The 2,725-nt window shown below is 71.1% G+C and carries 2 protein-coding genes and 1 pseudogene; all 3 read right to left on the bottom strand.

The features are described 5' to 3' along the window. Positions 1-1,203 (bottom strand): aldehyde dehydrogenase family protein (locus tag NS220_RS18300; protein ID WP_058625405.1); only part of this gene is annotated, 1,203 nt, incomplete at its 3' end. A gap of 73 nt (positions 1,204-1,276) precedes the next feature. Then, complete coding sequence (locus NS220_RS18305; RefSeq protein ID WP_058625406.1) at positions 1,277-1,984, bottom strand: GntR family transcriptional regulator; 708 nt, start codon at positions 1,982-1,984, stop codon at positions 1,277-1,279. After that, positions 1,984-2,725: pseudogene (locus NS220_RS18310) on the bottom strand (fumarylacetoacetate hydrolase family protein); the annotation flags it as partial. The pseudogene NS220_RS18310 and the gene NS220_RS18305, both read right to left, overlap by 1 nt.

The following is a 2,725-nucleotide window of genomic DNA, read 5'->3' on the forward strand; positions in this document are numbered from 1 at the left end:
GACGGGGCCGAAGATCTCCTCCTGGAAGATGCGCGCGTCGGGGGCGACGTCGGCGAACACCGTGGGTCGCACGAAGTTGCCCTCGGGGAACTCCTCGGGCCGGCCGCCGCCGGCGACCAGACGCCCCTCGGTCTTGCCGAGCTCGACGTACGACATCACCTTCGCGTAGTGCTCGGGGTGCACGAGCGCGCCGACCTCGGTCGCGGGGTCGTCGGGGAAGCCGACCTTCACGCGGTCGGCCTGGGCAGCGTAGCGGGCGACGAAGTCGTCGTACACGGAGCGCTCGACGAGGATGCGGCTGCCCGCGGTGCAGCGCTCGCCGTTGAGCGAGAACACCCCGAAGATCGTCGCGTCGATCGCGGCATCCAGATCCGCGTCGGCGAAGACGATCGCGGGGCTCTTTCCGCCCAGCTCCATCGACAGCCCCTTCAGGAACGGCGCGGCGTTCGCGAAGATCAGCGACCCGGTGCTGCTCTCGCCGGTGAACGAGATGAGCGGCACGTCGGGGTGCTTCACGAGCGCGTCGCCCGCGTCTTCGCCGAGGCCGTTGACGAGGTTGAACACGCCCTCGGGCAGGCCCGCCTCCTCGAAGATCCCCGCCCAGAGGGATGCCGAGAGCGGGGTGAACTCGGCCGGCTTGAGCACCACGGTGTTGCCGGTCGCCAGCGCCGGGCCCAGCTTCCAGGACTCGAGCATGAAGGGCGTGTTCCACGGCGTGATGAGGCCGGCGACGCCGATCGGCTTGCGGTTGACGTAGTTGAGCTGACGGCCGGGCACCTTGAAGGCGTCGTCGGTCTGCGCCACGATCAGGTCGGCGAAGAAGCGGAAGTTCTCGGCCGCGCGGCGGGCCTGACCGAGCGCCTGCGTGATGGGGAGCCCCGAGTCGAACGACTCCAGCTCCGCGAGGCGCTCGTCGCGCGACTCGACGATGTCGGCGATGCGGTGCAGCACGCGCGAGCGCTCGCGGGGGAGCATCCGCGGCCAGGGACCCTCGGTGAAGGCCTTCCGGGCCGCGGCGACGGCGAGGTCGATGTCGGCCTTCTTTCCGGCGGCGGCCGTGACGTACGTCTGGTTCGTCACGGGGTCGAGCACGTCGAACGTGTCGCCGTCGACGGAGTCGACGAACGATCCGCCGATGTAGTGCTGGATGTGCTCGGGCAGATCGGCCGGGGTCCGGCCGGTGGTGGCGAGCGGGGTGGTCATGGCTGCTCCTTCGTGGGAGGGGTGGATGCCGGCGGCCGGCGATCCGCGACGGCGATGTCGGGTGGGCGAAACGTCAGAAAGCGGGAAGGCCGAGCGCCTCATCGGGGTGCTCGTGGATCAGGTAGGCGTCGAGGGTGGCGGAGCGGTGGCGGCGCGAGACCTTCTCGATCTCGGCGAGCGGGGCGCCGTTCTCGATGAGGACGAGGATGTTCTCGTGCTCGCGCACCGATTCGGCGGCGCGGCCGGGGACGAAGCTGAACGTCGAGTCGCGCAGGTGCCCGAGGCGGGCCCACTCGGCCTGGACGAGCTCGAGCATGCGCGGATTCGCGCACTTCTCGAAGAGGATCGCGTGGAACTCCTGGTTCAGCGCGGTGAAGGCGCGCGGGTCGAAGTGCTCGAGCGTCTCGACCATGAGCGCGTTCACCTGACGGGCGCGGCGCACGTCGTCGGCGGTGAGCGCGCGGGCCGACAGGGCGGTGGCTGCCCCCTCGAGGATGCTGAGCGACTGCATGCTGTAGCGGTAGGCGGTGTCGTCGACCATCGAGACACGGGCGCCGACGTTGCGCTCGAACATCACCAGGCCCTCGGCCTCGAGCTGGCGGATGGCCTCGCGCACCGGGACCACGCTCATCTCGAGCTCGCCCGCGATCGTGCCGAGCACGAGCCGGTAGCCCGGCGTGAACTCCTGCGACGCGATGCGCTGCTTGATCCAGTGGTAGGCCTGCTGCGACTTGCTCTTCGTGGGCTCGGTGTCGGGTCCCTGAGCCTGTCGAAGGGCCATCACGCGTCCCTCTCGTTCTCGTAGCGGGCGCGCCATTCCGCGTTCATCGGGAACAGCCCCTCGATCGGGTGACCGGATGCCACCCGCGCGGCGATCCACGCGTCTTCGTCCTCTTGCGCCAGGGCGGCGTCGACCACCTCCTCGGCGATCGCGGGAGGAATGACGATCACGCCGTCGCCGTCGCCGACGAGGATGTCACCCGGCTCGACGGTGGTGCCGCCGCAGCCGACGGCGACGTCGGTCTCCCACGGCACGTGTCGGCGGCCGAGGACGGCGGGGTGAGGGCCGGCGGTGAAGACGGGGATGCCGACCGAGGCGACGGCCTCGGCATCCCGCACGCCGCCGTCGGTGACGATCGCGGCGGCTCCCCGCGCGTGGGCGCGGATGGCGAGGATGTCGCCGAGCGTGCCGGAACCGGTCTCGCCGCGGGCCTCGATGACGATGACCTCGCCCTCCTCCACCGCGTCGAACGCGCGCTTCTGGGCGTTCTGCCCGCCGCCGTGGCTCGCGAAGAGGTCCTCGCGGTGCGGCACGAAGCGCAAGGTGCGGGCGGTGCCGACGAAGCGGCTGCCGGGGGTGAGAGCGTGCACCCCGTCGATCGTGACGTCGTTCAGGCCGCGCTTGCGCAGCTGTCCGCTGAGGGCGGCGACCGGGACGCGCTCGAGCTTGCCGCGGAGCGCGGGGGAGAGGCGCGGGGCCGCGGCATCCGTCACGAGAACAGGGGATGCGACGGGAACAGGC

It is taken from the genome of Microbacterium testaceum (genome assembly GCF_001476655.1).
GTDB classification, from domain to species: domain Bacteria; phylum Actinomycetota; class Actinomycetes; order Actinomycetales; family Microbacteriaceae; genus Microbacterium; species Microbacterium testaceum_C.